Source organism: Microlunatus sp. YIM B11417 (genome assembly GCF_059617205.1).
Genome location: NZ_JCAMPJ010000016.1, coordinates 34,082 through 60,686 on the forward strand (window position 1 = coordinate 34,082; position 26,605 = coordinate 60,686).

Sequence of the window (26,605 nt, forward strand, 5' to 3'; positions counted from 1 at the left end):
TTGTGCCCTGAGCCTGTCGAAGCGGCTCAGCCGTTCAGGCGCTTGATGTCCGCCTTGGCCGTGGCCGCGACCTCGGCGATCTCCGACTTCGGATCGGCCTTCTTCTGCACCACGTTGGTCACCGCCGCGGTGATCGCCTGCTGGATCGCCGGTGTCCACAGCTTGTCGTTGGCGTGGCCGCCGTCGGCGACGAACTTCGCCGCCTCGGCGCCCGCACCGGACGCGACCTTGTCCGCCTTCGGGACCAGGGCGGTCTTGGCCGGGATGTGGGTGCCGAAGGCGTTCGAGAACTCCAGCTGGTCGGCCTCCTGGTCGACCCAGAGCCAGCGGACGAACTCCGTCGCGGCCTCGACGTTCTTGCCCTTGGCGTTGACGCAGGCGCCGAACGCGCCGAACGGGACCGCGGGCCGGCCGGCCGCACCGACCGAGGGGAACGGCAGCACGCCGAAGTCGTCGCCGAGCGCCTCGGTGACCTCGGGCAGGATCCACAGCCCGCTCCACTGCATCGCCGTCTCGCCGTTGACGAACGGGGACGCCGTGGACCAGTCGCCCGACGCGCTGGGCACGTAGCCGTCGGCCGCGGCCAGCTCGGCGAACTTCGCGAACGCCGCGTGGCCCTCGGCGTTGTCGAAGCCGATCGTGGTCTTGTCGGCCGAGATCTGCTCCTGGCCGGAGGCCCAGATGAACATCGAGCTGAGCACGCCGATACCGCCGTCGGTGCCGGCGTAGAAGCCGCCCATGTCCTTGGTCTTCACCGCCGGCACGGCCTTGATCAGGTCGTCGATCGTCGCCGGCGGCGCCACGCCCGCCTTGTCCAGCGCCGACTTGCGGTAGAAGAGCATCTGCATGTCCACGGTCTGCGGGATCGCGTACACCTTGCCGTCCCAGCTGGCCGCCTCCAGCACGGACTGGGTGAACTGGGACTTGGCGTCGCCGAGCATCGTGGTCAGGTCGAGCGCCTGCCCGGCCTTGATCATGTCGAGGGTCGGGCCGTTGGCGTACTCGAAGACGTCCGGCGCCTTGTCGGTGAGCAGGGCCGAGGAGACCAGCTTCTCGTAGTCGCCCGGGTTCCACTGCACCGTCACGGTGGCCTTGTCGTAGGCGGCGGCGTACTTCTTGACCGCCTCCTCGACGCCGTCCTCGCCGTACTCGTGGTACCACTGGCTCAGCGCCGGCTTGGCGCCGCCCGCCGAGGACGACCCGCCCGGCTCGGGGCGGCCGGTGTTCGAACCGCAGGCCGTCAGTCCGGCAGCCGCGGCAAGACCGCCGGTCAGGGTGAGGAAGGCACGTCGTCGGATCGCCATAGCGGGACTCTAATTGACATTCGAGCTGCCGCGCTGGACGGCTCACCCTTCGGTAGGGTTCCGGTACGTGATCATGAACGGGGAGCTGCACCGCCGGCTGGGAGTCGGCGACGCCGTCACCGTGGGGCTGGCCGCGATGATCGGCGCCGGAGTCTTCGCCGTGTTCGGACCGGCCGCCGCGGCGGCCGGGACCGGACTGCCGATCGCGCTCGCCGTCGCGGCGCTGATCGCCTATTGCAATGCCACCTCGTCGGCCCGACTGGCGGCCCGCTACCCGGACTCCGGCGGCACCTACGTGTACGGGCGGGAACGGCTCGGGCCGTTCTGGGGCTACCTGGCCGGCTGGGGGTTCGTCGTCGGCAAGACCGCGTCCTGCGCGGCGATGGCGCTGACCGCCGGCTGGTACCTGTGGCCGGACCAGGCCCACCTGGTCGCGGTCGCCGCGGTGCTGCTGCTGACGGTGATCAACTGCCTCGGCATCCAGAAGGCGGCCTGGGCCTCGCGGCTGATCGTCGGGGCCGTGCTGCTGGTGCTGGCCGCAGTGGTGATCATCGGGCTGACCTCGCCCGCCGCCGACCCGGGCCGGCTGGCGCTCGGCCCGGATGCCTCGGTGTGGGGCGTGCTGCAGGCCGCGGGGCTGATCTTCTTCGCCTTCGCCGGCTACGCCCGGGTGGCGACCCTCGGCGAGGAGGTACGGCAGCCGGAACGGACCATCCCGATCGCCGTCGGGGTGGCGCTCGGCATCGTCCTGATCTTGTACGCCGTCGTCGGCGCGACCGTGATCGCCGTACTGGGCCCGGACCTGGGCCGGTCCACCGCGCCGCTCACCGACGTGGTCACCCGGGCCGGTCAGACCGGCTTCCTCCCGGTCGTCGCGGTGGGCGCGGCCCTGGCCTCGCTGGGCAGCCTGCTGGCGATGATCCTGGGCGTGTCCCGGACCGCGCTGGCGATGGCCCGGGACCGGCACCTGCCGCCGCCGCTGGCCGCGATCCATCCCCGGTTCGCGGTGCCGCACCGGACGATCATCGTGGTCGGCCTGGTCGTCGCGGTGCTGGCCGGGGTGGCCGACCTCCGTTCGGTGATCGGCTTCTCCTCCTTCGCCGTCCTGGTCTACTACGCGATCGCCAACGCCTCCGCCCTCACCCTGACCCGGGCGGAGGGCCGGCCGCCGCGGGCGTTGCCGATCATCGGGCTGGCCGGCTGCCTGGTGGTGGCGGCCGCGCTGCCGCCGGCCTCGGCGATCACCGGCGCCGCGGTGCTGCTGCTCGGCGCGATCGGCTACGTTCTCCGTACCCGACTGGGACGAAGGAGCGGCTGATGCTTGCTGTCCGACTGCATCGATTCGGCGGACCCGAAGTGCTGGCGGTCGAACAGGCCGAGCCACCGTCGCCCGGGCCGGGCGAGATCGTGATCTTGGTCGGGGCCGCTTCGATCAACCCGTTCGACCGGAAGGTCCGGACCGGGATGTTCGCCGCCGGGCCGGAGCCGGTCGAACCGGTGGTCCTCGGCGTCGACGCCGCCGGGGTGATCGCCGCCGTCGGACCGGGCGTGACGGACTGGTCGGCGGGCGACCCGGTGTTCGGGCTGGGCCGCTCGACGTACGCCGAACGGGCGGTGCTGCACGCCTGGGCCAGGAAGCCGGACGGCGTCGACGACGCGACGGCGGCGGCCGCGGCGACCACCGGCGAGGCGGCGATCCGGTCCTTCGACCTGCTCGGCCTGGCGCCGGCCGCTCGGCTGCTGATCGACGGCGGCAGCGGCGGCGTCGGCACGGTGGCGGTCCAGCTGGGCCGGCGCCGCGGCTACCGGGTGATCGCCACCGGCAGCGCCGCGAACCAGGACTACCTGCGCTCGCTCGGCGCCGACCCCGTGGTGTACGGCGACGGCCTGGCGGACCGGGTCCGAGCGCTCTGGCCGGACGGCCCGGACGCGGTCTTCGACGTCGCCGGGAAGACGATCATGGACGTGCTGATCGATCTGGCCGGCGATCCGCGCCGGGTGGTCAGCATCGCCAACTTCGACGCCGCCGACACCGGCATCCACGTCACCGGCGGGGGCGGCGACCCGGTCGCCGCGCTGGCTGAGGTGGCCGACGCGCTCGCCGCCGGCGAGCTGCGGATCCCGGTCACGACCTACCCGTACGCCGACGTCGTCGCCGCGCACCGGGACAGCGAGGCCGGCGGGGTCCGCGGCAAGCTCGTCCTGGTCCGGGAATAGAGCGGCCGGTCGCGGAGGTTGGCCCGGAGGTGACCACGCAGCTGCACGGTTCCCGGGTGACGAACGACCGGAAGGCCCGCAAGGTCCTCTGGGCGTCCCTGGTCGGAACCTCGCTGGAGTCGTTCGACTTCTACGTCTTCAGCTACCTGTCCGCGTTCTTCATCGGGCCGCTGTTCTTCGAACCGCTCGGCGTCTTCGGCGGCACCCTGAGCGCCTTCCTGGCCAATGCGCTCGGCTTCGTCGCGCGGCCGCTCGGCGCGATCGTGTTCGGCCACCTGGGCGACCGGTTCGGCCGCCGCGCCGCCTTGATCATCACCATCACGATCATGGGCGTGGCGACCGGAGCGATCGGCCTGCTGCCCGACTACGCGACCGCGGGCTGGCTCGGTGCCGTGCTGCTGGTCGGGCTCCGGCTGATCCAGGGTCTCTCGCTCGGCGGCGAGTGGGGCGGTGCCGTACTGCTGTCCACCGAGAGCGCGCGGCCGGGGCGGCGGGCTCTCTACGCGGCCGTACCGCAGCTGGGGTCGCCGGTGGGCTCCATCCTGAGCGCCGCGCTCTACCTGGCGCTGCCCGTGCTGCTGTCCGAGGCCGACCTGCTGGCCTGGGGCTGGCGGGTGCCGTTCCTGGCTGCGTTCCCGCTGCTGCTGATCTCGCTCTGGCTGCGCTACTCGATCGACGAGACTCCGGTCTTCCGTGAGGTCGTGGCCGAGGACCGCAGGGCTCGGATCCCTTTGCTGCAAGCGTTCCGGCAGCGCCCGCTGGCGATGCTGCTGGCCACCGGCGCGGCGTTGCTCGGCATCGGCTCGTACTCGCTGATGAACACCTACACGCTGAACTACGGCGTCACCACGCTGAACTTCGACTACGCCCAACTGCTGCTGGCGACGACGATCGGCGGTCTGCTGCAGTTGATCACCATCCCGCTGTTCGGCTTCTGGGCCGAACGGATCGGGTCGGCCCGGGTGGTCCTGATCGGGGCGATCGGCACCCTGGTCGTGGCGTTCCCGATCTACGCCCTGCTGCAGTCGGCGAGCTTCGGCATCCTGGTCGCGATGATGATCATCGGCGGCATCCTGCCGACCCTCAGCTGGGCCGCACTGGGCGGGCTGATGACCGAACTGTTCGCCGGCCGGTTCCGCTACGCGGCGATCTCGTTCGCGTACGCCGTCGCCGCGATCATCTCCGGCTTCGTCCCCGCGCTCACCCTGCTCCTCGGCCAGTCCAGCGGCTACGCCTGGTGGCATCCGGGCGTCGTGCTGGCCGCGATGAGCGTGATCACCGCCGTCAGCGCCGCCTTCGCGATCCGCCGCACCGAGCCCATCGACGCCCTCTGACCTCGTCACAGGAGTCACAGGTTTTTCACGTCCCGTGAAAAGTTGGCGCTTTACCAGAGAAGCATCTGTGGGGAAGCGACAGTTCTTCACGGGACGTGAAAAACCGACGCCTGCTCGAAGCTGAGTAACCTCCCGGATAATCCAACAGGTGGAGAAACTCGCGAGGAGAAGCGCGGCCGGGTAACCATCCAATTCGGCGGCGGGTCCTTGCCACGACTGTGCGCCGTGCTGGCAGACTGCACTCTGCAGATCGGATCGGATCAGCGGAGGTGGCAATGGCGTCAACCGAAACGCCGACTGGTGTCAACGGACCCACCCGGGCCCGGATCGACGCGCGGACCTTGCGGCAGGACCGGTGGTGGCTGAACCCGCTGGCGACCTTCGTCGTGTTCACGGGATTCGTGATCTATGCGACCTGGCGGGCGTTCAGCGGGGCGAACTACTACGCCTCGCCCTACCTGTCGCCGTTCTACTCGCCGTGCCTGACCGACCTGTGCGTCGAGGGCTCCTCGGATTTCGGCAGGCCGTTCTCCTGGTGGCAGTTGTCGCCGGCGTTGATCATCCTGATCTTCCCGCTCGGCTTCCGGTTCACCTGCTACTACTACCGCAAGGCCTACTACCGGGCGTTCTGGTTCTCCCCGCCGGCCTGCGCGGTGGCCGAGCCGCACAAGAAGTACACGGGCGAGACCCGGTTCCCGCTGATCCTGCAGAACATCCACCGCTGGTTCTGGTACGCGGCGGTGCTGGTCGCCGGCGTGCTCACGTTCGACGTGGTGCTGGCGTTCCGCAACGCCGATCATGAATGGGGCCACATGGGGCTCGGCACGTTGATCCTGTTGATCAACGTCGTGCTGATCTGGCTCTACACCCTGTCCTGCCACTCCTGCCGGCACATCATGGGCGGCCGGCTGCGGCACTTCTCCAAGCACCCGGTGCGCTACAAGCTGTGGACCTGGGTCTCGAAGCTCAACCAGCGGCATTCGCTGCTGGCCTGGGCTTCGCTCTTCTCGGTCGCGCTGGCCGATCTCTACATCTACCTGCTGGCCACCGGCGTGATCACCGATGTGAGGTTCTTCTGATGAGTGATCGTCATCCCATGACCGGGAACGAGATGTCCGGCAGCGAGGTCGGCGGGCTGGAGCGGCACGCGTACGACGTGATCGTGATCGGTGCCGGCGGCGCCGGGCTGCGCGCCGCGATCGCCGCCCACGACGCCGGTGCGCGGACCGCGATCGTCTGCAAATCCCTGCTGGGCAAGGCGCACACGGTGATGGCCGAGGGCGGCATCGCCGCCGCGATGGGCAACCGGTGGCCGGAGGACAACTGGGAGGTCCACTTCCGCGACACCATGCGCGGCGGCAAGATGCTGAACAACTGGCGGATGGCCCAGTTGCACGCGCAGGAGGCGCCCGAGCGGGTGATGGAGCTCGAGGACTGGGGTGCGCTGTTCGACCGGACCGAGGACGGGCTGATCTCCCAGCGCGACTTCGGCGGGCACCGCTACGCCCGGCTCGCCCACGTCGGCGACCGGACCGGCCTGGAGATGATCAGGACGCTGCAGCAGCGCGCCGTGCAGCTGGGCATCGACGTCTTCATGGAATGTACGATCACCGACCTGCTGACCGGCGCCGACCAGGGGTCGAAGAAGATCAACGGCGCCTTCGGCTACTGGCGCGAGACCGGCCGGTTCGTGGTCTTCGAGGCGCCGTCGGTGATCTTGGCGACCGGCGGGATCGGCAAGGCGTTCAAGGTCACCTCCAACTCCTGGGAGTACACCGGCGACGGGCACGCCCTGGCCCTGCGCGCCGGCGCTTCCTTGATCAACATGGAGTTCGTCCAGTTCCACCCGACCGGCATGGTGTGGCCGCCGTCGGTGAAGGGGCTGCTGGTCACCGAGTCGGTCCGCGGTGACGGCGGCATCCTGAAGAACTCCGAGGGCAAGCGGTTCATGTTCGACTACATCCCGGAGTTCTTCAAGGCCGAGACCGCCGACAGCGAGGCCGAGGCCGACCGCTGGTACGAGGACAAGGCGAACAACCGGCGGCCGCCGGAACTGTTGCCGCGGGACGAGGTGGCCCGGGCGATCAACTCCGAGATCAAGGCGGGCCGGGGATCGCCCCACGGCGGCATCTTCCTCGACATCGCGTCCCGCCGGAGCCCGGAGTTCATCCGGCGCCGGTTGCCGTCGATGTACCACCAGTTCAAGGAGCTGGCCGACGTCGACATCACCGCGGAGCCGATGGAGATCGGGCCGACCTGTCACTACGTGATGGGCGGCGTCGAGGTGGATGCCGACACCGAGCTGACCGGTGTCACCGGGCTCTACGCCGTGGGGGAGTGCTCCGGCGGCATGCACGGCTCCAACCGGCTCGGCGGCAACTCGCTGTCCGACCTGCTGGTCTTCGGGCGCCGCGCCGGCGAGGCGGCGGCGGCCTACGCGGCGAAGACGGGCGAGACCCGGCCGCCGCTCGACGAGGCGGAGATCAAGGCGGCCCAGGCGTCGGCGCTGGCCCCGTTCGAGACCGAGGGCGGCGAGAATCCGTACACGATCCACCAAGAGCTGCAGCAGACGATGAACGACCTGGTCGGGATCATCCGGACCGCCGACGAACTGAGCAAGGCGGCGGAGGCGGTCGAGGGATTCAAGGAGCGGGTGCGCAACCTGTCCGTCGAAGGTCACCGGCAGTACAACCCCGGCTGGCACCTGGCGATCGACCTGCGCAACATGCTGCTGGTGTCGGAATGCATCGCCAAGGCCGCGCTGGAACGCACCGAGTCGCGCGGCGGCCACACCCGGGACGACTACCCGATGACCGATGACGTCTGGGGCACCAAGAACATCGTGCTCACCCTCAACGATCGCGGCGACGGGGTCGACCTGGCCCAGCAGCCGCTGCCGGTCATGCCGGACGAGCTCAAGACCTTCTTCGAGAGCAAGTGAGTTGATCATGGGATACGACCTGAAGATGCGGATCTGGCGCGGCGACGAGTCGGGCGGCGAACTGACCGACTACACCGTGCCGGTCGAGTCCGGCGAGGTCGTGCTGGACGCGATCCACCGGCTGCAGGCCACCCAGGCCGGCGATCTCGCGGTCCGGTGGAACTGCAAGGCCGGCAAGTGCGGCTCCTGCAGCGCCGAGGTGAACGGGCGGCCGCGGCTGATGTGCATGACCCGGCTGTCCGACTTCGACGAGACCGAAACGATCACCGTCACGCCGATGCGGTCGTTCCCGGTGGTCCGCGACCTGGTCACCGACGTGTCCTTCAACTACGAGAAGGCGGCCGAGCTGCCGGCCTTCGCTCCGCCGCCCCGGGACGCCGACGGCAAGCGCCGGATGATGCAGGTCGATGTCGAGCGCGGCCAGGAGTTCCGCAAGTGCATCGAGTGCTTCCTCTGCCAGAACACCTGCCACGTCGTACGTGATCATGAGGAGAACAAGCCCGCGTTCGCCGGGCCGCGGTTCTTCCTCCGGTACGCCGAGCTGGACATGCACCCGCTGGACACCCATGATCGCCGCGAGCTGGCTCAGGGTGCCGCCGGTCTCGGCATGTGCAACATCACCAAGTGCTGCACCGAGGTCTGCCCGGAGAACATCAAGATCACCGACAACGCGATCATCCCGATGAAGGAACGCGTGGTCGACCGCAAGTTCGACCCGCTGGTCTGGCTCGGCAACAAGATCGGGATCCGGACCAAGGACTACCGGGGCCGCGAGGACGCCTGACCCGTGCTCTGGGCCTGTCGGTGGCGCCCTTCGACAAGCTCAGGGAACGGTGGGCGCGTCAGTCGATCGGGCCGCCGGTCGCGTACTCCTGCAGCTGGGCGTAGTCGCCGGCGTAGCGGTTCTGGTCCAGCGGGGTGTCCGTGTACTGCCAGAAGGTCCAGCCGCCGCTCCAGCCGGCCGGGATCTTCTCCGGCGGGGTGGAGCGCCAGGCGGCCAGCCAGAGCGGGTTGGTCTCGCCGAACGCTGCGCTGCTGCCGGTGCACTTCTCCCACCAGTAGTAGCCGGTGTAGATCACGGCCTGGCGTCCGGTCCGCTCGAAGTAGCGCGTTGTGAACGCCTTGATCCAGGTGATCATCTCGTCCTGGGTGAGGCCCCAGCACTCGTCGAAGTCGAAGTACGGCATCTCGATGTCCAGCACGCCGGGCAGGGTCTGGCCGTCGGCCGACCAGGAGCCGCCGTGATCGACGAAGAAGTCGGCCTGCACGTCGCCGGGCTTCCCGTCCGGCCGCGCGAAGTGGTACGCGCCGCGGATGAAGCCCGCGTGGTAGGAGTCGGTGTACTGCGCACTGAACTTCGAGCTCCGGAACGTCGAACCCTCGGTCGCCTTGACGTAGGCGAACCGCTTACCGTCCGCCCAGTGCTTGGCCCAGTCGACGTTCTCGTTGTGCCCCGAGACGTCGATGCCGAGCACGGCCGGCGGCAGCTCCGGGGCCGGGGCTGCCTGTGATCGATCGCGCCGCTCGTGAGGCTCGGCGGAGCGGTCGTCACCGCCGCCCATCCGACCTCCTTCGCCGGTCACGATCTTGTCGTCGGTGCCGGCCGTCTCCGCGTACGCCAGCGCAGGGCTGAGCGCCAGGGCCAGCAGCGCGACGGCCGTGGCAAGGAGTGGACGGCGTCTGGAAAGAAACATCTGCGGGATCCATCTGTCGTGCCAGTGATCTCCGCCACTCGTCCCGACGTGCTGTCAGGAGCGACACCCCGAACGCAACGGTTCGCGCTAACGGTAGCGGCAACGGCTTGGTTTCCGACAGCCCTGAGAGATCCGCCACAACGGGCGCTCCGGATTTAAGACCAGAGAGCATCAGGTTCTAGTGTTACCCACGTGGCAGGCACAATCGTGACGCCGGCGAGGCGTGCGGCGAGGTCGACCGTCGGTCTGAAGGCACTGATGGCGGTCAGCGGACTGATCATGTACGGCTATTTGATCTTGCACATGGGCGGCAACCTGTGGGTGTTCGGCGGGCAGCAGGCCTTCGACACCTACGCGCACCATCTGCGGACCATCGGTGAGCCGATGGTGCCGCACCAGACGGTGCTCTGGGCGATCCGGATCGTGCTGCTGGCCGGAGTGATCGCGCACATCTGGTCGGCGGTGGTGCTGTCCAGGCGGTCGCACCACGCCCGTGGCGGGATCGGCAAGCGGTACGCGTCGAACCAGCACCGCCGCGGCATGCAGCGCAGCTACGCCTCCTTCACCCTGCGCTGGGGCGGCGCGATCATCGCGCTGTTCGTGATCTACCACCTGCTGCACCTGACCCTGAACGTGATCGCGCCGGGCGGTGCCAGTGACAGCCCGTACCTGAGGTATGTGGCGGGCTTCAAGATCTGGTGGGTGCTGCTGTCGTACGTGATCGCCCTGATCGCGGTCGGCTTCCATCTGCGGCACGGCCTGTGGAGCGGCCTGACCACGCTCGGCGCCAACTTCAGCGCGGGAACGCGCCGAGTGCTGAACCAGCTGGCGACCGTGGTCGCCCTGGTGATCATCGTCGGCTTCCTGACCCCGCCCGTGCTGATCTTCCTAGGAGTGGTGGGCTGAGATGAGCGAGATCAACATCGATTCGGTGGACGCGGACTCGATCTACGTCGAGGGCGAACCGATCCAGGACCGGAAGGCTCCGGACGGCCCGATCCAGGACCGCTGGGACAAGCGGAAGTTCGGTGCCCGGCTGGTGAACCCGGCCAACCGCCGGAAGCTGCGCGTGATCATTGTCGGCACCGGCCTGGCCGGCGCCTCGGCGGCGGCGACGCTGGGCGAGGCCGGCTACGAGGTGAAGAGCTTCTGCTACCAGGACTCGCCGCGGCGGGCCCACTCGATCGCCGCGCAGGGCGGCATCAACGCCGCGAAGAACTACCGCAACGACGGCGACTCGGTCTACCGGCTGTTCTACGACACGGTGAAGGGCGGCGACTTCCGGTCCCGGGAGTCCAACGTCTACCGGTTGGCCCAGGTCAGCCTGCAGATCATCGACCAGTGCGTGGCGCAGGGCGTCCCGTTCGCCCGCGAGTACGGCGGCCTGCTGGACAACCGGTCCTTCGGCGGTGTCCAGGTGTCGCGGACCTTCTACGCCCGCGGCCAGACCGGCCAGCAGCTGCTGCTCGGCGCGTACCAGGCGCTGGAGCGGCAGGTCGCGGCCGGCACGGTCGAGGTGCACACCCGGCACGAGATGCTGGAGCTGATCGTCGTCGACGGCCGGGCTCGCGGGGTCGTGGTCCGGGACATGGTGACCGGGGAGATCGAACCGCATTTCGCCGACGTGGTGGTACTCGCGACCGGCGGTTACGGCAACGTCTTCTATCTGTCGACGAACGCGATGGGCTGCAATGTCACCGCCACCTGGCGGGCCCACCGCAAGGGCGCCTATTTCGCGAATCCGTGCTACACGCAGATTCACCCGACCTGCATTCCGGTGTCCGGCGAGTACCAGTCGAAGCTCACCCTGATGAGCGAGTCGCTGCGGAACGACGGCCGGATCTGGGTGCCGAAATCCGGTGAGGACAAGCGGGATCCGCGGGAGATCCCGGACGAGGACCGGGACTATTACCTGGAACGGATCTATCCGAGTTTCGGCAACCTGGTGCCGCGCGACATCGCCTCCCGGGCCGCCAAGAACGTGTGCGACGAGGGCCGCGGTGTCGGCCCCGGCGGGCTCGGTGTCTACCTCGATTTCGCCGACGCGATCAAGCGGATGGGTCGCAAGGCGGTCGAGGCGAAGTACGGCAACCTCTTCGACATGTACGCCCAGATCACCGGCGAGGATCCGTACCAGGTCCCGATGCGGATCTACCCGGCCGTGCACTACACGATGGGCGGCCTGTGGGTGGATTACGACCTGCAGTCGAGCATTCCGGGTCTGTACGTGACCGGCGAGGCGAACTTCTCCGACCACGGCGCGAACCGGCTCGGCGCGAGCGCGCTGATGCAGGGTCTCGGCGACGGCTATTTCGTGCTGCCGAGCACGATCAACGACTACCTGGCCGACGGTCCGTTCGAGGCGGTCGACGCCTCGCACCCGGCCGCGGCGGAGGCCATCGATGCGGTCAAGGGCCGGATCGAGAAGCTGTTGTCGATCAAGGGCAGCCGTACCGTCGACTCCTTCCACAAGGAACTCGGCAAGATCATGTGGGAATACTGCGGGATGGAGCGCACCGAGGCCGGCTTGCGCAAGGCCATCTCGCAGATCCGCGAACTCAAGGCCGAATTCTGGTCCGATGTCCGCGTGCTCGGTGAGAACGAGGAATTGAACCAGGCCCTGGAACGGGCCGGCCGGGTCGCCGACTTCTTCGAACTCGCCGAATTGATGTGCACCGACGCGCTGGTCCGCCGGGAATCCTGCGGTGGCCATTTCCGGGCCGAGAGCCAGACCGAGGACGGCGAGGCGTTGCGCAACGATGCCGAATTCGCCCATGTATCGGCCTGGGAGTTCGGCGGCGACGGAGGCAAGCCGATCCTGCACAAGGAACCGCTGGTCTACGACTACGTCGAGCTGAAACAGCGCAGCTACAAGTGATCAGAATGGAGCGCCGTAAGTGAAGATCACGGTACGGGTCTGGCGGCAGTCCGGCCCGGATGCCCAGGGCGAACTGGTGTCCTACCCGGTCGACGACGTGTCGGAGCACATGTCGTTCCTGGAGATGCTCGACGTCCTGAACGAACGGCTCACGCTGGCCGGCGAGGACCCGATCGCGTTCGATTCCGATTGCCGGGAAGGGATCTGCGGCATGTGCGGCGTCGTGATCAACGGCGTCCCGCACGGCCGCGGCGAGTCGGCGGTGCCGACCACGACCTGCCAGCTGCACCTGCGATCCTTCTCCGACGGCGACGTGATCGACATCGAGCCGTGGCGGGCCGACTCGTTCCCGGTGATCAAGGACCTGGTGGTCGACCGCGGCGCGTTCGACCGGATCATCGCCGCCGGCGGCTACATCGCCGCCAACACCGGCTCGGCGCCGGACGCGCACGCCGTGCCGGTGCCGAAGTCGGACGCCGACGACGCCTTCGACGCCGCCACCTGCATCGGCTGCGGCGCCTGTGTCGCGGCCTGCCCGAACGGTTCGGCGATGCTCTTCACGGCGGCCAAGGTGACCCACCTCGGCCTGCTGCCGCAGGGCCAGCCGGAGCGCAAGTCCCGGGTGCTGGCGATGGTGGAACAGCACGACGCCGAAGGCTTCGGCAACTGCACCAACATCGGCGAGTGCACCGCGGTCTGCCCGAAGGGGATCCCGCTGGAGACCATCTCGCGGCTGAACCGGGACCTGCTCGGCGCCATGCTTCGCCCCGGCAACTGAGACCTCACGCCCCGAGCCTGGCGAAGGGCCACCGGCACCCGGTCGGCGCGCAGCCGGCCGGGTGATCAAGGACGTCAGTCGGCGAGGCGCTTCGCGGCGGCCGGCAGGATGTCGGCCTGCGGATGCGGCCCGGCGACGTTCTCCTCCGGATCGGCGTCCCAGTTGGAATCCATCCCGAAGCCGACGGTGACGGTGATGGCGAGTCGGTCGCCGACCCGGACCAGGCCGACGGACTCCCAGAACGCACCCTCGCCGTCACCCCAATCGGGCCGCTGGTAGACGAACTCCGTGAATCGGGCGGTCGGCACCTTGCCGCGCACCGGGTACCACTGGTCGAACCCCTTCACCGGACCGCCGCCGGGAGCCCGGAAGCCGTCCGAGTCCAGCGCGTTGGCGCAGCTCTCGATCCAGCCGCTGACCGTCTCGTAGGCCTGCTCGGCCTGCTCCTCGTTCCCGAACTGCAGCGCGCTGGCGTACATGGTCGGCTGGCCGTACAGGGGATCCGAACTGTCGGCGCTGGCCTCCGGATCGGTGATCTTGTAGTTGAAGCTGCGGGTCCGGAAGTCGACGGCGCCGAGGTTCTCCAGGCTCTGCAGGCAGGCCGACGGACGGGTCGACGGCCGCGCGCTCCGCTTGTACTCCTGGGCCTTCAGCCCTTCGTGCTTCGGCAGGTCGCTCGCCCGGAGCAGGTTGTCCTCGGTCAGACTGCTGGACGGCGTCGGGGCGGGCGTGTCCCGGACCGGCTCGCCGGCCAGCCGAGCCGCAGCCTTCGGCAGTGACCTGATCATCGGATCCAGCGGCAGGCCGGTGCTGTTGGCCTCGTCCTCGCTCTGGGACCAGTGGTGCTCCTCGCCGCCGGCGCGCAGGGTCATCACGACCAGCTCGACCCGGGAGCCGGTGAGGATCGTGCCGTACTCGGAGCTCATGGTCTGCGACCCGGACGGATCCTCGAGCTGATCGGCCTGGACCACGCGGTATTGCGCCTCGCCCCGGCCGACCGGGACCTTCACCCAGTCGTACACCTTGACCCGCTCGTGCTTGGCGTCCTTCAGCGTCTGCTCGCACGCGTCGCCCCATTCGACGAGCTTGGCGTACGCCCGCCGGGCCCCCTCGGCATCGCGGAATTCGAGTGCTGTCGCCGAGGCGGTGTCCTCGCCCATCAGATAGGTCCGGTGCCGCAGGTGCTCCGCGTCGAAGGACTCCAGCTGATCCTGCAGACATTCGCTGACCACGCCGTAGCCCTGCTCGCCGGACCGGGTCTCGTGCCGGGTCTCGCCGATCTTCCAGTCGCCCGGCCGCCGCCATTCCAGGTCGGACTCCGTCGGCAGCAGGTTGTCCGAGAACGGGACCGGCGGGGCGGCGGTGATCGGTGGGGGTGTGGTGCCCCCACCGCTCGGGTCGGTCGGCACCAGATTGGTCTGGTTGAGGATCCCGCCACCGACGACGCCGGCCAGGATCGCGACCGCCAGCGTGCCGGCCGCGGCGGCGATCCGCCGGTTCCGGCCGCGCCGCTCCCCGCGGGCCCGGATGTCCTCGGGTGGGCTGGGCCGGGCTGCGCGCTCGCCCAGATGGGCCAGGTCGCGCAGATCGTCCAGGGGATCACGCCCGGTCATGTCGCACCTCGCTTGCGGGTTCGTCGTGCAACAGATTCGCCAGAGCCGTACGCCCTCGCGACAGCCGGGCCTTGATGGTCCCGACCGGTGAACCGACCTCCTGCGCGATCTCGGCCACCGACAGATCGCACAGGTGATGGAGCACGATCGCGCGGCGCTGGTCGGCCGGCAGTTGGGCCAGCGCCCGGGCCAGGGCGACCCGGGTGACGTCCGGTTCCGGCGGCGACTGTTCCGGCTGCTTGGCCCGGTCCGGCGGCAGCAGGGCCCGGCGCGCCTTCCGCCAGCGGCTCACCGCCAGCCGGTACGCGACCGTACGGACCCAGGCCTCCGGCGACTGCTCGGTGTCGAGGATCCGGCGCTTGTCCCAGGCCCGGACGAACGCCTCCTGGACGCAGTCCTGAGCCTCGGCCAGATTGCCGCACATGGCGTAGATCTGACCGACGAGTCGGCTGAACGACGCGTTGTAGAACGCGTCGAAGGAATCCGAATCCATCAACTTCCCCGTAGTCGGGCGAGCACCACGGCTCGACCCGATCGCCGAACCTTCCTGGTGCATCATGCCCGGAAGGACGGCCGAGGTCACGGTAGTGCCGCTCACGGCGCGCCCCGGTCCATCGGATCCCTCTCGTTGGGAGTCTGTTCGCAGGGGTTACGCGCGGGACCGGGGCAGGGTTGCATACCGGATGCACATTTCTGCGCAGCCGGGCGAGCGGGTCCGGGTCAGCGGTAGGCGCGGGCCTGGAGCTCGAACAGCCGGGCGTAGTGGCCGCCCGCAGCGAGCAGGTCGGCGTGGCTGCCGAACTCGCTGATCCGGCCGTCCGAGACGACCACGATCAGGTCGGCCATCCGTACCGTCGAGAACCGGTGCGAGACCAGGATCGTCACGGCGCCGGTGCGCCGGGCCAAGTCCCGGGCGGCCTGCCCGTAGCGGTCGTAGATGGCGGCCTCGGCCTCGGGGTCCAGCGCCGCGGTCGGCTCGTCGAGCAGCATCAGCAGCGGCTCGGGGCGCATGAAGGCCCGAGCCAGCGCCAGCCGCTGCCACTGGCCGCCGGACAGTCCGACGCCGTCGGTGAACCGGCGCCCGAGCATTGTGTCCAGCCCGTCCGGCAGCGACGCGACCACCGGGCCGGCCTCGCCGGACCGGACCGCGTCGTCGAGGATCGCCCGGTCCTCCCGCCGCTTCAGGTCGCCGACGCCGACCGAGTCGGAGGCCAGGAACTCGAAGGTGGCGAAGTCCTGGAAGCCGGCCGAGATCCGGTCCCGCCAAGCCGCCGGGTCGATCTCGGTCAGCGGCGTGCCGTCGATGGTGACGCGGCCCTCGCTCGGGTCGTACAGCCGGGCCAGCAGCTTCACCAGGGTCGACTTGCCGGCGCCGTTGTCGCCGACGAACGCGACGGTACGGCCCGCCGGCAGGGTCAGGTCGACCCGGTCCAGCACGATCCTGGTGGTGCCGGGATAGCTGAACGACACGTCCTCGAACCGGATCCCGCGGGTCAGCCGCTCCGGCGGCGCGCCGACGCTGCCGGACCAGGCGTGCTCGGTGGCGTAGTCGCGCAGCCACTGATAGCGGCCGAACGTCTGCGTCGCGCCGATGACGATGGCCAGGTTGGCCGCCACCGCCTGGGCGGTGGTCGCGATCTGCGGGCCGATCAGCACCACCAGGATCACGTCGCCGGCGGTGGCCCGGCCGGACTGGGCCCAGCCGAGCACGCCGACGATCGCGAACGCGTACCCGGCGCCGAAGATCAGCCAGGCGAGGCCCTCCAGCAGCCCGTACCGCCGGGTCATCCCGACCCAGGGGATGCGCCGCGCGTCCATCGCGCCGCGGACCACCTCGACCAGCGGCGCGACCAGCCCGAAGCAGCGCACCTCGACGCCGTGTTTGGGCTCGGCGAGCAGGTCGGTCACGCCGTTGGCCAGCCGGCGGTAGCGCTCGTTCTCCCGCCACAGGTTGTTCCGGCGGTGCAGCAGCAGCGCCGAGACCGCCGCCGGCAGCAGCGCCAGCAGCAACAGCAGGTTGAGCAGCGGGTCGACCGAGCTGAGCATGACGATCACGGTGGTGACGCCGCTGACCACGCCGATGGTCATCAGCATCCGCCAGATCCCGCCCAGCTGGTACGCGTCCCGCTCGATCAGCGACACCCGGTCGGCCAGCTCGGGGTTCTCGTGGTGCGCCAGGGACGGGATCCCGGTGGTGAGCCGGAGCAGGTCGTCGTAGACATAGCGGACCACCTGATCGTCCAGCGTGTCGCCGAGCGGCCCGGCCACTTTGTTGGCCGCCGTCGAGACCAGCAGGGTGACGATCGTGACGACGACGCCGAACATCAGCGTGTCCGCGCCGGTCACGCCGTCGATGATCAACTTCACGCCGTAGACCGAGATCGGGCCGAGCGCCGCGCCGAGCACGGTGGTCGCACACATCACGACGGTCAGCCGGGGATTGGCGCGGAACGCCGTACCGATCCACAGCGCGAGGATTCGCAGCATCGTCATCGGGCGGCCTCCCTCTCCTTGCTCGGTTCCGGTTCCGGTGGTTCATGATCATCGATGTACCGGCTGGCCTGCAGCTTGAACATCGCGGCGTAGCGGCCGTCGGCGTCCATCAGCTCCTGGTGACCGCCGGACTCGGTGATCCGGCCGTGCTCCAGGACACAGATCCGGGGCACCGGCCGGACCACCGAGAAGCGGTGCGAGATGATCAAGGACGTGACGCCGGAGGTCAGCTCCAGGTAGCTGTCCACCATCCGCGCCTCGGACTCCACGTCCAGTGCCGCGGCCGGCTCGTCCAAGATCAACACGCCGGCCCCGCCGGCCACCGCGCGCAGCGCCCGGGCCAGGCCGATCCGCTGCCACTCGCCGCCGGAGAGGTCGGTGCCGCCCGGGATCGTCTTGCTCAGCGGGGTGCCCCAGCCGGACTTCAGCCGGTCGATCACGTCGGTGATGCCGGCCCGTTCGGCGGTCGCGTCCAACTCGGTGGTGTCCGGCAGTGTCTCCGCGGCCAGGTCGATCCGACCGGACCAGATCCGGCCGGTGCCCAGCGCGACGTTGTCGCCGGCGGCGAGCGGCAGCCGGACGAACTCCTGGGTGATCGGCGCGACGCGGCGCTGCCAGGCGCGGCGCTCGTCCAGGCTCAGGTCCGCCAGATCGACGCCGTCGACCAGGACCCGGCCCGCCGTCGGCAGGTAGGCCCCGCAGGCCAGCTTCACCAGCGTCGACTTGCCCGCCCCGTTCACCCCGACCAGCGCCACCGCCTCGCCTGCCGGCAGCTCCCAGCTGAGCCCGCGCAGGATGTCGGACTCGGCGCCCGGGTAGCGGAACGTGACGTCCTCGAACACGATCGACGGCGCGCCGGCCGGCGCCGGCGCGGGGGCCGGGTCCGGTTCGGTCCGCGGACGGCTCCGGATCCGTTGCAGGACGGCCTTCGCCGGCGCGATCCGGTCCAGCCAGGCCAGCACCGCGACGCCGCGCTGCAACTGCCCGAGCGACCACAGGTCGGTGTTGCCGATCGCGATGATCAAGGACAGCGCGGTGGCCAGCGCGGTCAGGTCGAGCCGCCCGTCCGACGCGAGCCAGGCCGCATAGGCGATCGCGGCGCAGGTGACCACGGTGCGGCCGCCGCCGATCGCGAGATTGATCAACGCGCCGCGCCGCCGCTTCCGCCAGTACGGCAGGTAGGCCGAGGTGATGTTGTCCCACCAGCGCCGCCGGATGAAGCCGGTCAGACCGAAGATCCGGATCTCCTTGGCCGACTTGCCCATGCCCTGCTCGAACGCGTAGAAGGCGTGCTTCTGCGGCTCGGTCTGGCCGGACCAGACGTCCATCTCGGTCATGATGATCCGGCGCAGGTATTCGCCCTCGACCAGCGCGCCGACGAACAGCACCAGCGCGATCCAGGGGGAGAGCGTGACGGACAGCGCGATCGACGTGCCGATCAGCCCGAGCCACTGGGTGATGCCCGGACCGGTGGCCATCCGCAGCGCCATCTCGATCTCCCAGCGCCGGTTCCGTACCTTCTGCAGCTGGGCGGCGGCGTCGGCGTCCTCGGCGCCGGCGAGGTCGGGGGAGTCGGACAGGGCCAGGCCGATCCGGGACGTCGCGTCGCGCTCGGACAGCCCGATCAACTGCTCGCCGGCCGACTTCGCGACCAGCCCGACGCCGTGGCCGACCACCAGCAGGATGAGCAGCGCGGCCAGGGACTGGTTGAAGTCGGCGTCGAGGCCGGTGGCCACCACGTCCGGCAGCATGCCGATCACCCGGCCGGTGAAGATCGGCACCGCCACCAACAGGCCGGCGCTGAGCAGCGCCGACAGCACGGCGAGCACCGTGTTCAGCGGACTCAACCGCCAGGAGTACCGGATCAGCCGAAGCACGTCGTTGTCGCTCCTCGCAAGGGATTCGTCGCCCGCCGAGGCAGCCCCCCGAGCGAGCCTGTCGAGCCTACGAGGCACCACTGACAGCGGCAACGGAATAACCGGTGGCGAGCGGGCGCTATGCTTCTTCGTCGGTGGTTCGGCCACCTGTCCCTGTCGTCGACCAGAGGAGTGCCGGTGTCGATCTGAGGTCCGTCACCTCAACCCCTGGCCCTTGATCCGCAGTGCGCGAGATCGGGCCGACTCGACGACCTCAGGAGGCGCTCCATGTCCGACGTACTCGTTTGTCACCAGCTCTCGTTCGCCTGGCCCGACGGCACCGTGGTGTTCGACCGGCTCGACGCCGCGTTCCCGCGCGGCCGCACCGCGGTGGTCGGCCGCAACGGCGCCGGCAAGTCGACCTTGATCAAACTGCTGGCCGGCGAGTTGTCACCCACCGCCGGTACGGTCACCGGCGCGACCAGGATCGGCTACCTGCCGCAGGATCTGGTGCTCGCTGCGGACCGTACCGTCGCGCAGGTGCTGGGCGTCGCCGAGGTGCTGGCCGCCCTGGCGGTGGTCGACCGCGGCGAGGGGACCGAGGCCGAGTTCGACGTGATCGGCGACCGCTGGGACGTCGAGGCCGAGGTCGGCGCCGCCCTGTCCCGGTTCGGCTTCGACGGGGTCGGCCTGGACCGGACCATCGGCACCCTGTCCGGCGGCGAGTCCGTCCTGATCGCGCTGGCCGCGCTGCTGCTGGAACGTCCGGACGTGCTGATCCTGGACGAGCCGACCAACAACCTGGACCGGAACGCCCGGGAACGGCTGTACGCGGCGATCGGCGACTGGCGCGGCGCGGTCGTCCTGGTCAGCCACGACCGGGAACTGCTGGAACGGGTCGACCAGACCGCCGAGGTACGCGACGGCGAGGTGCGACTGTTCGGCGGACCGTACTCCTTATATAGGGAGGCGGTGCAGAGCGAGCAGCAGGCGGCCGAGCGGGCGCTGCGCAATGCCGAGGCCGACCTGCGCCGGCAGCGGCGCGAGCTGATCGAGGCGCGGGAGAAGCTGGACCGCCGGCAGCGCTACGCCAAGGGCCAGCAGGACAACGTGCCGCGGATCGTCGCGGGCAACCTGAAGCGGAAGGCGCAGGTGTCGGCGGCGAAGCTGATGGACACCTCGCGTGGCGAACTGGCCGAGGCGTCGGCGGCGGTGGCGGCGGCGGAGGAGCGGGTCCGCGACGACGACCTGATCAAGGTCGATCTGGGCGCGACCACGGTGCCGTCCCGCCGGGACGTGCTGATCGCCGAGGACCTGGTGCTCCGCAACGGGCTGGAGTTGTCGTTGCGGATCCGCGGGCCGGAGCGGCTGGCGCTGGTCGGCCGGAACGGCGTCGGCAAGACGACCTTGATCAACACGATCATGGGTACGCTGGCGCCGCGGCACGGCTCGATCGAGGTGAAGGTGCCGGCGAGTCTGTTGCCCCAGCGGCTGACCGTACTCGACGACGAGGTCACGGTGCTGGCCGGTGTGTCCCGGTTGGCCCCGACCGCCGACGACAACACGTTGCGGTCGCAGCTCGCGAAGTTCCTGCTCGGAGCCGATGTGGTGGCCCGCCGGGTCGGTGATCTCTCCGGCGGGGAACGCTTCCGGGCCAGCCTTGCCGCACTGCTGCTGGCCGAGCCCCCGCCGCAGTTGTTGATCTTGGACGAGCCCACCAACAATCTTGATCTTGACAGCGTGGCACAGCTCACATCCGCACTCCGCCAGTATCACGGTGCACTCCTGGTGGCCAGCCATGATCACCATTTTTTGGATGATCTTGAGCTAACCGGAAGGGTGGACCTGGATGCCCGCGATGCGGGTGTCGTTGGTTGACGTGACCCCGGAGGACCGGTAGACATACGCGGGGCGACAGGCTCGCCCGTGGGTGCGGGGCTGAAGAAAACCGACGAAGGGGACTACGAACCTTGCAAGGGAAGAGAAGGTGGGTAGCTCGAACTCTCGTGCCGGCGCTTGCGTTGGGCGGGATGGTCGGATCACTGGCGTTGGCGACTCCCGCCGCCGCCGATCCGGCCGCTGACGCGAGCACGAAGGCCGACATCAAGCCGCTTGCGCTTGATCAGATTCCGGCCGACGGAAGCAACCCGTCTGCGAAGAAGACGATCTGGCTCGACTTCGCGGGCGGCACGGTCACCAACACGAACTGGAACGATCTCAGCGGCAAGTCCGAGCTGAAGTACGAGCCGGCCGACAAGCTGTCGGCCGCGCAGAAGCTCGAGGCCTACCAGCGCATCGTTCAGGCGTACGCGCCGTTCGACGTGAATGTGACGACCAAGAAGCCGTCGAAGGACAAGCTGGTCCGGTCCAGCATGGATGACGCCGAATACGGTGGCGTCGCTCACATCACCGACAGCAACAGCACCTCGGACGGCTTCGAGAAGATCTTCGTCCCGGGCGTCGCCGCTGGTAAGGGCGTCGTCTCCGGCTTCGGCGATCCGTACGAATTCGACACCTGGATCACGACCGACGTGTTCGGCGAGGCCGGCGCCAAGGGCCCGGTCAAGCTGGGCAAGGGCACCGTCCGCAAGTCGGTCGAGGCCCGTGACCCGCGGACCTACCTCGGGCGGATCAGCGGCGACATCGCGGTCCACGAGATCGGCCACACGCTCGGTCTGGAGCACCAGGGCTGGGACGACGGCGAGTCGAAGCAGGAGTACTACTCGCCGGGCGCCGACTGGTCGGCGGAGAATGCCAGCGTCTGGGGCCCGACCATGGGTTCGCCGATCGCGTCGATGCACCGCTGGGCGGGGGACTACCCGAACAACAGCGAGAAGCAGGACGACCTGGCCCTGCTGACCAAGAAGCTGTCGGAGAAGGACGCCACCAAGAAGCGTCTCTACGACGAGGACGGCAAGGTCTACTGGGGCGCGTACTGCACCAACGACCAGACCGGCGAGGTCGTCAAGGGCGACAAGGAGAGCGGCGACTGCTACGACGATCAGCCGCTCAAGTGGCAGAACGATCTCCGTGGCCGGGTCGAGTACCGGGACAACCAGGAGTCGAACACCGACAGCCGGGCCCGTGCGCTGACCATCCAGGACGGCAAGGCCGAGGTCTGGGGCGAGTTCGTCAAGAACCTCGGTGACGGCGTCGGCAACTGGTACCGCTTCGACGCGGCCGCCGGCCCGATCAGCGTGGTCGCCACCCCGCAGCTGCCGTTCAGCTCGCTGGACCTCAAGGTGACGCTGTACGACTCCGAGCTCAAGCAGATCGGCAGCGCGGATCCCGCGGTCCAGCCGATCGTCGACGACGGCGGTCACGTGGTCGTGCTCGAGGGGACCGGTCAGGACGCCAAGGTCGACCATGTCGGCGCCGGCACCCAGACCTACTACGTCAAGGTCGAGCAGGCCTCGCTGGGCAGCCTGAACAACAACACCGAGAAGAAGGCCGGGGCCTCGCCGAAGTACGGCAACCTGGGCACCTACCAGCTCGCCGTTCAGGGCACCGCGGCCGAGGAGCTCGCTTCGCCGGCCGTCGACCCGACCTACGGTGAGACCGTGGCCGGCACCGGTGTGGCGGGCGCGACCGTCGAGGTGCAGAACGCCGACGGCAAGGTCATCGGCACCGCCGAGGTCGGCCAGGACGGCAAGTACTCGCTGACCCTGGACCCGGCGGCCAAGGAGGGCGACGAGCTCCTGGTCAGCCAGGCCAAGGACGGGCAGCGTTCCCGCCCGGTCTCGGTCACCGTGATCGCGGAGGAGAAGCCCGAGGTCAAGGTGAAGGTCGACCCGAGCAAGATCACCGAGGGTGACGACGGCGGCGTGACCGTGGTCGGCACCGGCTTCGCGGCCGGCCAGAAGGTCAGTGGCGTGGTGAACTCGGAGCCGGTCGAGCTCGGCACCAAGATCGCCGACGACGAGGGCAAGGTCGAGTTCGTCTTCGACGGCAGCAAGCTCGAGGTCGGCAAGCACAAGGTGACGCTGACCGCGGACGACGACAAGGACTACACGGGGTCTGCGACCCTGACCGTGTCCAAGGCGGACGACGATGAGCCGTCGCCGAAGCCGAGCGACGACGAGACGCCGTCGCCCGAGCCGAGCGATGACGACTCCCCGTCGGCCGAGCCGTCGGACGACGGCACCACGCCGCCCCCGTCGGACGGGGACGACGACGGCAATGACGATGGCGGCCTGCCGTCGACCGGTGCCAGCACTGCGCTGACGCTGTTCGGCATCGGTGGCATCGTCCTGGTCGGCTCCGGCGTCACGATCGCCGCTGCCGCCCGCCGGCGGAACAAGGCCTGATCGCTGCTCTTTCCGGGGTCCCCACGACGTTGTTCGGGGGAGCGCAGCGGAGGAGAAGAACGTCGTGGGGTGGATCGCTTGATCCGCTGTAACAGCTGAACCGGCCCGGTCCTCAGGGATTCCTGGGGGCCGGGCCGTTCGGCGTTCTCCGGGCCCGCTACGACCCGGCGCGACCTCCGGCGGGCCGATTTCTGCTCAGCCGCTGCCGTATGGCAGACTTAGCGGCTGTTGTCCTCGGGAACCGCGACTCCTGCCACAGGGGGATCGATCGCGACCGAGGAACCCCGAACGTCACCATCACGGTAGTGACCTGTGGCACTGGCGAGGAACGAAGAAATGAACGAGCTGATCCGCGAGATCGACCAGGCATCGCTGCGTACCGACGTGCCGGAGTTCCGGCCCGGCGACTCGGTCAAGGTGCACGTCAAGGTCGTCGAGGGCAACCGGTCCCGGATCCAGGTCTTCGCCGGTGTGGTGATCTCCCGGTCCGGTGGCGGGCTGCAGGAGTCCTTCACGGTTCGCAAGGTGAGCTTCGGTGTCGGCGTCGAGCGGACCTTCTCGGTGCACTCGCCGATCATCGAGAAGATCGAGGTCGAGCGCCGTGGTGACGTCCGCCGGGCCAAGCTGTACTACCTGCGTGATCTCCGCGGCAAGGCTGCGAAGATCAAGGAGAAGCGCGACAACGCTCGCTGATCCGGCCCAGGGACGGTGCTGGTGACCGGTGACGAGGCCGACGAGCCACGCCCGCGCCGAGCGCTGCCGCCGGAGGATGACGACAGCGACGCCGACACGGCCGAGCAACCTCGGTTCGTACCCGAGCAGCGTCAGCCCGCGCAGGACCGTCCCGAGCCGCAGCAGGCGGCCTGGCCCGACGACGAGCCCGCAGAGCCCGAACCCGAGCCGGCCGTGCAGGACCGCGGCCGCGACGAGGACGAGGACGACGAGAAACAGCTGACCTTCGGGCAGCACGTGCTGGTCTTCTTCAAGGAGCTGGCGATCGTCGTCGTCGGAGCCATCGTGGTGGCCGCCCTGCTGCGGGCGTTCGTCGGCCAGATGTTCCTGATCCCGTCCGAGTCGATGCTCAACACGCTGCACGTGGACGACCGGGTGGTGGCCGAGAAGATCACCGGCCTGACCCGCGGCCAGGTGGTCGTGTTCGCCGACCCGGGTGGCTGGCTGAGCGGACCGGAGGCGCCGGAGCGCGGGCCGTTCGGCAAGGCGCTCGAGTTCATCGGCGTGCTGCCCGAGAGCGGCACCGACCACTTGATCAAGCGGCTGATCGGACTGCCCGGCGACCGGGTCCGCTGCTGCTCGGCCGACGGCCGGATCGAAGTGAACGGCAAACCGCTCGACGAGACCGAATACCTCTACACGGACAGCGGCGGCCGCCAGGCCGACCCGTCCGACATCAACTTCGACGTGGTGGTGCCGGCCGGCCGGATCTTCGTCCTCGGCGACAACCGGGCCAACAGCCGCGACTCGCGCTGCCACCTCAGCGACGAACGGGCGGGCATGATCAAGGGCGAGAACGCCTTCGTCTCGACCGATCTGGTGGTCGGCCGAGGAATTGCGGTCGTCTGGCCGCTCGGCAACCTGCGCTCCTTGGCAATACCGAGTACGTTCTCTGACGTGCCAGCCGGATCACCGCCGCCCAGTAAACCCTCGATCGATGCCGGGCCCGATGCCAACTGCTGACCGGCCGGCAGGCCGGCGCCGCTCCCGTACCAGCCGGTTCCTCACCGAACTCGTGATCGTCGTCGTCGGCGCCTTGATCGTTTCGACGCTGCTGCGGACCTTCGTCGGGCAGTTGTTCATCATCCCGTCCGGATCGATGGAGAACACGCTGCAGATCGACGACCGGGTCGCCGTGCAGAAGATCACCGACTTCCAGCGCGGCGACGTCGTGGTCTTCGCCGACCCGGGCGGCTGGCTGGGCTCCTCCGGCGAGGGCACGCCGGACGACGGCCCGTTCGCCCGCGCGCTCGAGTTCATCGGCCTGGTGCCCGGTTCCGACTATTTGATCAAGCGCGTGATCGGGATGCCCGGCGACCGGGTGATCTGTTGCGACAAGCTGAACCGGCTGACCGTGAACGGCGTGGCCCTGGACGAGTCGCGCTATCTGTACACGTCGCCGGACGGCGAGCAGGACCAGCCGTCCGACCTCGAGTTCGACGTCACCGTGCCGGCCGGTCGGCTCTTCGTCATGGGTGATCATCGTTCGGCCAGCGCCGACTCCCGGTGTCATCTGTCCGACACGTCACTCAGTGGGCCCAAGGGTTCCGTCGCGTTCGTACCGATCGATAATGTGGTCGGACCGGCCTTCGCGATCGTGATGCCGTTCAACCGGCTGAGCTCCGTCCAACGGCCGCCGATCTTCGATCTCGTACCCGATCCGAGCGAACCGCCACCGACGGAAGCGGTGATCAAACCCGAGGGGGTGACCTGCTGATGGCAGCCGAAGGCGAGCCGCTCGACATCCCCCCGATCCAGGTCCGCCGCAACAGTGGGCTGTACGGCTACGAACGCGCCCTCTGCCGGGTCGGCCTGGGCCCGGTGGCCGGTGCCGACGAGGCCGGCCGGGGCGCCTGCGCGGGGCCGCTGGTGGCCGGCGCGGTGATCCTGTCCGACGCCAAGTCGCGTCAGATCAAAGGGCTGAGGGACTCCAAGCTGCTGACCGCCGCCCAGCGGGACCGCTGCTACGACGAGATCCTCGCCAAGGCCGTCGCCTGGGCATGCGTCAGCGTGGAGCCCGACGAGTGCGACCGGCTCGGCATGCACGTGGCGAACCTGGCCGCGCTGCGCCGCGCGCTGGGCCGGCTCGACGTCGCGCCGACGTACGTGCTGACCGACGGGTTCGCCGTGGACGGCCTCGGCGTGCCGGGGCTGGCCGTCTGGAAGGGTGACCGGGTGGCGGCCTGCGTCGCCGCCGCGTCGATCATCGCCAAGGTCACCCGGGACCGGATCATGGACGAGCTCGACCACACCTATCCGGAGTACGAGTTCGCCGTGCACAAGGGTTATTGCACGCCGCTGCACCAGGAGAAGTTGGACGCGCACGGGCCCAGCCCGACCCACCGGTGGCGGTTCGAGAACGTGCGCCAGGCCTCTGCGCGGACCGGGATCCGACCGGACCGTACGCGTGGGCTCCTGGCGGGTCTAATGTCGGCATCATGAGTAGTGAAGGATGGAG

The 26,605-nt window shown here is 69.3% G+C and carries 21 protein-coding genes; 15 read left to right on the forward strand and 6 right to left on the reverse strand.

Annotation, left to right across the window (positions count from 1 at the left end):
* Window positions 1–26: 26 nt before the first annotated feature.
* The gene (locus tag AC6CCG_RS34135) at window positions 27–1,304 is read right to left on the reverse strand and encodes an ABC transporter substrate-binding protein (protein WP_496659325.1); all 1,278 of its coding nucleotides are present in this window, start codon (window positions 1,302–1,304) and stop codon (window positions 27–29) included.
* 73 nt (window positions 1,305–1,377) lie between these two features.
* Between AC6CCG_RS34135 and AC6CCG_RS34140 the strand changes: the two genes are divergently transcribed.
* The 6 genes from AC6CCG_RS34140 (at window position 1,378) to AC6CCG_RS34165 (ending at window position 8,580) form a co-directional block, all read left to right on the forward strand.
* A complete protein-coding gene (locus AC6CCG_RS34140; RefSeq protein WP_496659353.1) occupies window positions 1,378–2,622 on the forward strand; it encodes an APC family permease in 1,245 nt (414 codons plus the stop codon).
* Window positions 2,622–3,521 (forward strand): NADP-dependent oxidoreductase, encoded by a 900-nt coding sequence (locus tag AC6CCG_RS34145; protein WP_496659326.1) that lies wholly within the window; start codon window positions 2,622–2,624, stop codon window positions 3,519–3,521. The genes AC6CCG_RS34140 and AC6CCG_RS34145 overlap by 1 nt, the downstream gene beginning before the upstream one ends.
* 29 nt (window positions 3,522–3,550) lie before the next feature.
* Window positions 3,551–4,855, forward strand: a complete 1,305-nt coding sequence (locus AC6CCG_RS34150) for an MFS transporter (RefSeq protein WP_496659327.1) — start codon at window positions 3,551–3,553, stop codon at window positions 4,853–4,855.
* A 275-nt stretch (window positions 4,856–5,130) separates the two neighbouring features.
* Window positions 5,131–5,934, forward strand: a complete 804-nt coding sequence (gene sdhC, locus AC6CCG_RS34155) for a succinate dehydrogenase subunit SdhC (protein WP_496659328.1) — start codon at window positions 5,131–5,133, stop codon at window positions 5,932–5,934.
* Between the two features lie 17 nt (window positions 5,935–5,951).
* Complete coding sequence (locus AC6CCG_RS34160; protein ID WP_496659329.1) at window positions 5,952–7,796, forward strand: fumarate reductase/succinate dehydrogenase flavoprotein subunit; 1,845 nt, start codon at window positions 5,952–5,954, stop codon at window positions 7,794–7,796.
* A 7-nt stretch (window positions 7,797–7,803) separates the two neighbouring features.
* Entirely contained in the window at window positions 7,804–8,580 is a 777-nt protein-coding gene (locus AC6CCG_RS34165) for a succinate dehydrogenase/fumarate reductase iron-sulfur subunit (protein WP_496659330.1), read from the forward strand.
* A gap of 58 nt (window positions 8,581–8,638) precedes the next feature.
* Here AC6CCG_RS34165 and AC6CCG_RS34170 read toward each other — a convergent pair whose 3' ends face one another.
* A complete protein-coding gene (locus AC6CCG_RS34170; RefSeq protein WP_496659331.1) occupies window positions 8,639–9,490 on the reverse strand; it encodes a GH25 family lysozyme in 852 nt (283 codons plus the stop codon).
* Between the two features lie 192 nt (window positions 9,491–9,682).
* On the opposite strand from AC6CCG_RS34170, the gene AC6CCG_RS34175 reads away from it, so the two are divergent.
* The 3 genes from AC6CCG_RS34175 to AC6CCG_RS34185 are packed head-to-tail and all read left to right on the forward strand — an operon-like array spanning window position 9,683 to window position 13,146.
* The gene (locus tag AC6CCG_RS34175; RefSeq protein WP_496659332.1) at window positions 9,683–10,396 is read left to right on the forward strand and encodes a succinate dehydrogenase cytochrome b subunit; all 714 of its coding nucleotides are present in this window, start codon (window positions 9,683–9,685) and stop codon (window positions 10,394–10,396) included.
* A gap of 1 nt (window position 10,397) precedes the next feature.
* Complete coding sequence (locus tag AC6CCG_RS34180) at window positions 10,398–12,368, forward strand: fumarate reductase/succinate dehydrogenase flavoprotein subunit (protein WP_496659333.1); 1,971 nt, start codon at window positions 10,398–10,400, stop codon at window positions 12,366–12,368.
* 19 nt (window positions 12,369–12,387) lie between these two features.
* Window positions 12,388–13,146, forward strand: coding sequence for a succinate dehydrogenase/fumarate reductase iron-sulfur subunit (locus tag AC6CCG_RS34185; RefSeq protein ID WP_496659334.1), 759 nt, complete (start codon window positions 12,388–12,390; stop codon window positions 13,144–13,146).
* 74 nt (window positions 13,147–13,220) lie between these two features.
* Here AC6CCG_RS34185 and AC6CCG_RS34190 read toward each other — a convergent pair whose 3' ends face one another.
* From AC6CCG_RS34190 to AC6CCG_RS34205, 4 genes are all read right to left on the reverse strand, one after another.
* On the reverse strand, window positions 13,221–14,759 hold the full coding sequence (locus AC6CCG_RS34190; RefSeq protein ID WP_496659335.1) for a hypothetical protein: 1,539 nt from the start codon (window positions 14,757–14,759) through the stop codon (window positions 13,221–13,223).
* Window positions 14,746–15,252, reverse strand: coding sequence for a SigE family RNA polymerase sigma factor (locus tag AC6CCG_RS34195; protein ID WP_496659336.1), 507 nt, complete (start codon window positions 15,250–15,252; stop codon window positions 14,746–14,748). Before AC6CCG_RS34195 ends, AC6CCG_RS34190 begins: the two co-directional genes overlap by 14 nt.
* Window positions 15,253–15,479: 227 nt before the next feature.
* Entirely contained in the window at window positions 15,480–17,252 is a 1,773-nt protein-coding gene (locus AC6CCG_RS34200) for an ABC transporter ATP-binding protein (RefSeq protein ID WP_496659337.1), read from the reverse strand.
* The gene (locus AC6CCG_RS34205) at window positions 17,249–19,129 is read right to left on the reverse strand and encodes an ATP-binding cassette domain-containing protein (protein WP_496659338.1); all 1,881 of its coding nucleotides are present in this window, start codon (window positions 19,127–19,129) and stop codon (window positions 17,249–17,251) included. Before AC6CCG_RS34205 ends, AC6CCG_RS34200 begins: the two co-directional genes overlap by 4 nt.
* A 267-nt stretch (window positions 19,130–19,396) precedes the next feature.
* On the opposite strand from AC6CCG_RS34205, the gene AC6CCG_RS34210 reads away from it, so the two are divergent.
* From AC6CCG_RS34210 to AC6CCG_RS34235, 6 genes are all read left to right on the forward strand, one after another.
* Window positions 19,397–20,986, forward strand: coding sequence for an ABC-F family ATP-binding cassette domain-containing protein (locus AC6CCG_RS34210; protein ID WP_496659339.1), 1,590 nt, complete (start codon window positions 19,397–19,399; stop codon window positions 20,984–20,986).
* A gap of 152 nt (window positions 20,987–21,138) precedes the next feature.
* Window positions 21,139–23,415: an Ig-like domain-containing protein gene (locus tag AC6CCG_RS34215; RefSeq protein ID WP_496659340.1), complete on the forward strand. Its 2,277-nt coding sequence runs from the start codon at window positions 21,139–21,141 to the stop codon at window positions 23,413–23,415.
* A gap of 336 nt (window positions 23,416–23,751) precedes the next feature.
* Window positions 23,752–24,108, forward strand: a complete 357-nt coding sequence (rplS, locus tag AC6CCG_RS34220; RefSeq protein ID WP_377502271.1) for a 50S ribosomal protein L19 — start codon at window positions 23,752–23,754, stop codon at window positions 24,106–24,108.
* Between the two features lie 21 nt (window positions 24,109–24,129).
* Complete coding sequence (gene lepB / locus AC6CCG_RS34225) at window positions 24,130–25,110, forward strand: signal peptidase I (protein ID WP_496659341.1); 981 nt, start codon at window positions 24,130–24,132, stop codon at window positions 25,108–25,110.
* Window positions 25,097–25,864 carry a signal peptidase I gene (gene lepB, locus AC6CCG_RS34230; protein ID WP_496659342.1) on the forward strand — a complete coding sequence of 256 codons (768 nt, stop codon included), beginning with the start codon at window positions 25,097–25,099 and terminating at the stop codon, window positions 25,862–25,864. Before lepB (AC6CCG_RS34225) ends, lepB (AC6CCG_RS34230) begins: the two co-directional genes overlap by 14 nt.
* Window positions 25,864–26,589, forward strand: coding sequence for a ribonuclease HII (locus AC6CCG_RS34235; protein WP_496659343.1), 726 nt, complete (start codon window positions 25,864–25,866; stop codon window positions 26,587–26,589). The genes lepB (AC6CCG_RS34230) and AC6CCG_RS34235 overlap by 1 nt, the downstream gene beginning before the upstream one ends.
* The last annotated feature ends 16 nt before the right edge of the window (window positions 26,590–26,605 follow it).

Bases quoted from the DNA above. Each gene is read 5' to 3' on its own strand.
- AC6CCG_RS34135 (WP_496659325.1), bottom strand. From the start codon at position 1,304: ATGGCGATCCGACGACGTGCCTTCCTCACCCTGACCGGCGGTCTTGCC.
- AC6CCG_RS34140 (WP_496659353.1), top strand. From the start codon at position 1,378: ATGAACGGGGAGCTGCACCGCCGGCTGGGAGTCGGCGACGCCGTCACC.
- AC6CCG_RS34145 (WP_496659326.1), top strand. From the start codon at position 2,622: ATGCTTGCTGTCCGACTGCATCGATTCGGCGGACCCGAAGTGCTGGCG.
- sdhC (WP_496659328.1), top strand. From the start codon at position 5,131: ATGGCGTCAACCGAAACGCCGACTGGTGTCAACGGACCCACCCGGGCC.
- AC6CCG_RS34160 (WP_496659329.1), top strand. From the start codon at position 5,952: ATGACCGGGAACGAGATGTCCGGCAGCGAGGTCGGCGGGCTGGAGCGG.
- AC6CCG_RS34165 (WP_496659330.1), top strand. From the start codon at position 7,804: ATGGGATACGACCTGAAGATGCGGATCTGGCGCGGCGACGAGTCGGGC.
- AC6CCG_RS34170 (WP_496659331.1), bottom strand. From the start codon at position 9,490: ATGTTTCTTTCCAGACGCCGTCCACTCCTTGCCACGGCCGTCGCGCTG.
- AC6CCG_RS34180 (WP_496659333.1), top strand. From the start codon at position 10,398: ATGAGCGAGATCAACATCGATTCGGTGGACGCGGACTCGATCTACGTC.
- AC6CCG_RS34190 (WP_496659335.1), bottom strand. From the start codon at position 14,759: ATGACCGGGCGTGATCCCCTGGACGATCTGCGCGACCTGGCCCATCTG.
- AC6CCG_RS34195 (WP_496659336.1), bottom strand. From the start codon at position 15,252: ATGGATTCGGATTCCTTCGACGCGTTCTACAACGCGTCGTTCAGCCGA.
- AC6CCG_RS34200 (WP_496659337.1), bottom strand. From the start codon at position 17,252: ATGACGATGCTGCGAATCCTCGCGCTGTGGATCGGTACGGCGTTCCGC.
- AC6CCG_RS34210 (WP_496659339.1), top strand. From the start codon at position 19,397: ATGTCCGACGTACTCGTTTGTCACCAGCTCTCGTTCGCCTGGCCCGAC.
- AC6CCG_RS34215 (WP_496659340.1), top strand. From the start codon at position 21,139: ATGGTCGGATCACTGGCGTTGGCGACTCCCGCCGCCGCCGATCCGGCC.
- rplS (WP_377502271.1), top strand. From the start codon at position 23,752: ATGAACGAGCTGATCCGCGAGATCGACCAGGCATCGCTGCGTACCGAC.
- lepB (WP_496659342.1), top strand. From the start codon at position 25,097: ATGCCAACTGCTGACCGGCCGGCAGGCCGGCGCCGCTCCCGTACCAGC.
- AC6CCG_RS34235 (WP_496659343.1), top strand. From the start codon at position 25,864: ATGGCAGCCGAAGGCGAGCCGCTCGACATCCCCCCGATCCAGGTCCGC.